Origin of the sequence: Thiobacillus sp. 65-1402 (assembly GCF_001897685.1) — a bacterium.
In the GTDB taxonomy this organism is placed as follows: Bacteria; Pseudomonadota; Gammaproteobacteria; order Burkholderiales; family Thiobacillaceae; genus Thiobacillus.
This window is the reverse complement of the sequence record NZ_MKUG01000166.1, coordinates 1-5,178: the sequence shown is the minus strand read 5'-3', so window position 1 is coordinate 5,178 and position 5,178 is coordinate 1. Positions and strand designations below refer to the sequence as shown.

Here is a 5,178-nt window from a genome sequence, read left to right as displayed (position 1 = left end):
TAATGCTCGCCAAAGCGGGCGAGGCCGCTGCGGATGCGTTTGGCGTCGAGCAGATCGGTGCCGATGCCGTGGATCATGGCGACACCTTTACCGCCAGACCGGCCGCACGGATTTTCTCGGCAAACGCTTCGAGCCACGCGGCGGGCAGCGCAGACAGGCGGCTGGCCTGCGGCTGCATCGACGGCCGCGCGAGGCCATACAGCAGCACGCCTTGCAGCGGAATCTGCTGCATCCGGATGCGTTCGACGACAGACAGGTAGGCCGCCTGTTCCGCGTCGGAAGGCGGCGCGCCATCGAGCGCGAACATGCAGGTTTGCAGCCAGGTCGGGCACAGATGCGCGGCCACGGCAAGCCGCTCGAACTGCCTGTCGGGTGAAATCCGTGTCTGGTTGATGCTGCGCATGCCGCTTGCGGTTGCGCGGTCGAACTTGAACCAGACTTCGCCGTTCAAGGCCGCCATTTTTTTCAGGCCGTCCTGCACGCGAGGGCGGTCCGCGAGACTGCCGTTGGTGATCAGCACCAGCTTGATCTTGCCGGCCAGATCGAAGTCCGCCATCACCCGGCCGATCAGTTCGATGACTCGCGGAAAGGCGCTGGCGCTGGTCGGCTCGCCGTTGCCCGACAGCGCGATGTCGTTGAGCCGCCGTGCCCCTTCGGGAACGCGCGTTTGCATGAAATCGCCGTGGAGGATGGCGGTCAGCATCGCGCGCAGTTCGGTTTCCAGTTGCACCAGGTTGATTCCGGGCGCTGTGCCGCGTGTCAGGTCCGGCACCTGGCAATACACGCACGCCCAGTTGCACGCGTTGTTCGGGTTGAGATTGATTCCGACCGACACCCCGCCGGCGCGGCGCGAAACGACTGGATAGACATAGGTCATCCCCGCGCTGTCGCGGTCGTGGTTGCGAGGGGTGAGAGGCAAGGCATGCGTCATCCGTGGATTCTCGCATCAGTTTGGGGCGGCACAACAAAAAACGCCCTGCTGGGGCGTCCCGGTCACTCGGCTGGCGGAGGCGGTGAGATTCGAACTCACGGATGGCTTGCACCATCGCCGGTTTTCAAGACCGGTGCCTTAAACCGCTCGGCCACACCTCCACGGCGCGCATTGTAGCGGGTTCGTTCTGGTTTGTGCGGGCGCGGCAGCGGCTGCGTTGGCGCAGCCGGATTGACGTGGCTTCATCAACAAGTGTCGGTTTTTCGTTAATCCAGCCGGCTCGGCGCGCGGGAAATCCGCTCCAATCCGAACAAAACCAATGCGTTGACCTGGGCGCCCCCCGGGCTTGCGTTTGGCACAAATGGTGCTGGTCAGCAGGCATCCGTTACAAGCCGACGCCAGCCATGAGCGATTTCTTTGAAATGTTGGGCGCGATTACCCGCCGCAGAAAAACTGAAGCGGGATCACCGTTCGCCTCCGTGAAGGCGACTGAGAAATGGCTGAAAAACCTGCATGCGGATTCGGACTACGATGCGCATCATGCGCTGGTCGAAGGGCTGGAGCGTTTCAACGCGGAGAATGAGGCGGCCTCTCTCGGCCGCATGCAATCGCTGATGAAGCTGGAAGAGGCGGGCCTGCCTCTGCAGCAGCGCATCGTCGAGCAGTATGTGCGCAATCAGGCGGCGTTTCGCCTGGCGCGCCAGGCGCTGTGGCGCGAGTCATGGATATTCTGGTCGCTGCTGGCGGAAGCCTGGCTCGGCATGCTGAAACAGGCCTACCGGAATCAGGCCAGTGCGGAACTCAAACCGTTTGCCGCCGAGATCGCCACCCGTGCGCTGCGTTACGCCGGCCTGGTCATGCGCTGGGACTATCATCAGGCGCGCAATCCGGCCGCGTCGGCCTGGCGGCGCGTGCACAAGCTTTATCGTCTGGTCGAACGCGACGGCTTCGCCATGCAGGAAGTGCTGATCAACGCGCGCGCCACGCATTGCGCGCGCGAATACACGCTGGTGGTGTTGATGGGCCTGGTGCATCCGCTGGGCTACCGCGCGCAGGAAATCGAATCGATCGCGCAGATTATCGAGGGCTACGAGCCTTTGCCCCTGCCTGCGACCCTGCCGCAACGCGAACTGCACACGCATATGGTCGACCTTTCGCTGAGCGAAGGCGCCTGCATGCTGGACAGCGAATGGGTGCAGGGCCGTCGGCTACGCTATTTCGCCCTGCGCCCGCTGGTCGATTACCTGAAATCGCTGGATCAAACCCCGGCGGCGGAGGCGGATAACGGACTTACCCGCCAGATGGCCAGTCTGATCGAACGCGGCGGCATTCGCCGGAGCCGTCAGCGCACCCATCGTTTCGGCCGGGTCTGGGTGGCAACGGGGATGGACAACATTCTGGCGGCGCTGGCCCAGCCCGAAGCCGCCAGGGAGCGCCCGGCCCTGGAACCCTGGATGCTGCGCGACGAGAGCGCGGAAGGCATGGGCTTTGCGCTGTCCGAGGAGCCGGCGCTGCCGCATGGCCGCCTGGTGGCAGTGAGCTGGGATCCATCGGAAAACGTCTGGCAATTGCTGGCGATACGCTGGAATCGCCAGGAGGACGGCCAGTATCTGGTGGGTACGCAACGACTGTCGCGTCATCCCAAGCGGGTGGAAATCTATTCCGAAACGGATGTGCCGGGCGCCACGTGCGACAAGACCTGGGCGCTCTTCCTGCCGATGACCCACCCTGAGCAGGGCGTCAGCAATCTGCTGATTCCCCAGACCCATTACCGTCTGGGCGCGCCGCTGATGCTGCGCGACGGCGATACGGTGTACCGCCTGCGGCTGGGCGAGGTGCAGGAAAGCCACGAAGGCTGGCTGCGCGTGGGGATGGATGTGGTGGGGCGGGAGCAGTTCGCCGCCGCCGCCTGAGCCTGGACCTCAGCGCGTGCGGATGTCGCCGAAATGAAAGTCGAATGAGCCGGCGCGGCGGTCGCTGAAATACTGCTCCAGCGTGGCACGCACGGTGCGGAAGGCGATTTCGTCCCAGGGAATTTCCGCTTCGGTGAACAATCTGGCTTCGAGCGATTCGATGCCGGGCTGGAAATCCAGATCCAGCAGCCGGGCGCGGAACAGGAAATAAACCTGATTGACGTGCGGCAGGTTGTACAGGGTGTACAAGCCGTCGACTTCGATGCGCGCCCCGGCTTCCTCCCAGGTTTCGCGCGCAGCGCCCTCGAGCGTGGTCTCGCCGTTTTCCATGAAGCCGGCCGGCAACGTCCACAGGCCGTATTTGGGTTCGATGGCGCGGCGGCACAGCAGTACCTTGTCTTCCCACTCGGGGATGCAGCCGACCACCATCTTGGGATTCTGGTAATGGATGGCGCCGCACCCGGGGCATACATGGCGCGCCAGGTGGTCGCCGGACGGCACGCGCAGCACCACTGCGCTGCCGCATTCACTGCAAAAATTCATGCTGCATCCAACAATTGGTCGAGTTGCGTTCCACGGTAACAAAATCCCCCCACCTCAAGCAAGGGTGAGGCTGGAATGCGAGTCCGCGAGCGATTATCATTCAAGACCCTACCGTTGTTCTGATCGACCATGCGCCCTTCCCACATCGAAACCATCCTCGACCGCGAATTCGACAGCGCCGCCGACGGCCACCATACCCCGGTGATGCTGTGGGGGCCGCCGGGCGTGGGCAAGTCGCAGATCGTCACCAAGATCGCCCAGCAGCACGGCGTGCCGTTGATCGACATCCGCCTGTCGCAGATGGAGCCGACCGACTTGCGCGGCATTCCGTTCCGCAGCGGCCAGCTGGTCGAGTGGTCGATTCCCTCGGTCTTGCCGGATGCCGTGCGCCATGGCCCGTCGGGCATCCTGTTCCTCGATGAAATCACTTCGGCGCCGCCCACCGTGTCGGCGGCGGCCTATCAGCTGATCCTCGACCGCCGCCTGGGCGAGTACAGAGTGCCCGATGGCTGGGTGATCTTCGCCGCCGGCAACCGCCAGGGCGACCGTGGCGTGACCTACGCCATGCCGGCGCCGCTGGCCAACCGCTTCACCCATTATGAAGTCGAGGTGAATCTGGACGACTGGGTGGACTGGGCGCACAACGAGGATATCGATCCGCGGGTCATCGCTTTCCTGCGCTTCCGTCCCGACCTGCTGTTCAGTTTCGACCCGGCGCACACGCCGATCGCCTTTCCCAGCCCGCGCTCGTGGGAGTATGCCCACCGCGCGCTGCAGAAATTCGACCGGACCGAACTGCTGGCCGATTCGCTGCAGGCCTGCGTCGGCCAGTCAGCCGGCCTGGAGCTGAAAACCTTCGTCGACAACATGGCGCAGATGCCTGATCTCGATGCCATCATCGCGGGCGCGGATGCCGAAGTGCCCGCAGGCATCGACCTGCAGTATGGCGTTGCCGCGGCGCTGGTGCGGCGCGCATTGCAGGCCGCCGACAGCGGCAACGCTTCGGCGGTATACGGCAACATCCTCAAATATGCGCAGCGTTTCCCGCAGCGCGAAATGGGCGTCATGCTGGTGTCCGACCTGCACCGCGCGGTGGGCCGTCCGCTGTTCGCCGTGCCGGCATTCGCCGAGTGGGCCAACAGCATCACCGACCTGGTTCTCTACGAGCATTGATCCATGGCCGATCAGCCTGACGCCGAACTGCAGCCCATCCTTACCAAGCTGGCAGCGGCGCGCACCCGTCTCATCATGGAGCGCCCGTTTCTTGGTGCGCTGGTGATGCACCTGCCGCTGAAGGTCGGCGGCGACTGGTGCGCCACCACTGGAACCGATGCGCAGGCGTTTTATTTCAATCCGAAGTTCGTCGAAAACCTGTCCCTGGCGCAGACGCAATTCGTTCTCGCACACGAAGCGATGCACTGCGCCATGGGCCACCCCCAGCGCCGCAACCATCGGATGAAGCGGCGCTGGGATGTGGCCTGCGACCATGCGGTGAATCTGATCCTGATCGAGGAAGGCCTGAAGCCGCCGCTGCACGGCATCCTCGCCGACCAGAACTTCATGACGCTGTCGGCGGAAGAAATCTATCCGCTGATTCCCGAGGACACTCCGGAAGAGTCCTTCGATCAGCACCTGTTCGACAACGACAACGAGCAAGGCGCCAGCCCCGATCAGGACGAGCGCCAGGACGATCCCGAGGGCGGCGAGGCCGGTGGCCAGGGCAAGGAAGGCCAGAGCGAGGCAGAACAGCAGCAGGGCAGTGGCAGCCAGGCCTCGCAGAAGCCGAACGAG

The 5,178-nt window shown here is 64.1% G+C and carries 4 protein-coding genes, 1 tRNA gene and 1 pseudogene; 3 read left to right on the top strand and 3 right to left on the bottom strand.

Translation table 11 applies throughout. The annotated features are described in order from the left end of the window. Nucleotides 1-73: 73 nt before the first annotated feature. Together BGO62_RS12435 and BGO62_RS12430 are read right to left on the bottom strand one after the other, a co-directional pair. A complete protein-coding gene (locus BGO62_RS12435) occupies nt 74-931 on the bottom strand; it encodes a radical SAM protein (protein ID WP_296642926.1) in 858 nt (285 codons plus the stop codon). A 71-nt stretch (nt 932-1,002) separates the two neighbouring features. Further along, nucleotides 1,003-1,092 (bottom strand) — tRNA-Ser (locus BGO62_RS12430). Between the two features lie 243 nt (nt 1,093-1,335). On the opposite strand from BGO62_RS12430, the gene BGO62_RS12425 reads away from it, so the two are divergent. Next, nucleotides 1,336-2,844 (top strand): hypothetical protein, encoded by a 1,509-nt coding sequence (locus tag BGO62_RS12425; RefSeq protein WP_296642923.1) that lies wholly within the window; start codon nt 1,336-1,338, stop codon nt 2,842-2,844. Nucleotides 2,845-2,853: 9 nt separating this feature from the next. On the opposite strand, the gene BGO62_RS12420 is transcribed toward BGO62_RS12425, so the two are convergent. Next, nucleotides 2,854-3,387 (bottom strand): NUDIX hydrolase, encoded by a 534-nt coding sequence (locus BGO62_RS12420; protein WP_296642919.1) that lies wholly within the window; start codon nt 3,385-3,387, stop codon nt 2,854-2,856. Nucleotides 3,388-3,516: 129 nt separating this feature from the next. Here BGO62_RS12420 and BGO62_RS12415 point away from each other — a divergent pair, with 129 nt between their 5' ends. Continuing rightward, nucleotides 3,517-4,560 (top strand): MoxR family ATPase, encoded by a 1,044-nt coding sequence (locus BGO62_RS12415; protein WP_296642911.1) that lies wholly within the window; start codon nt 3,517-3,519, stop codon nt 4,558-4,560. A gap of 3 nt (nt 4,561-4,563) precedes the next feature. Then, nucleotides 4,564-5,178 (top strand): annotated as a pseudogene (locus BGO62_RS12410) (hypothetical protein); the annotation flags it as partial.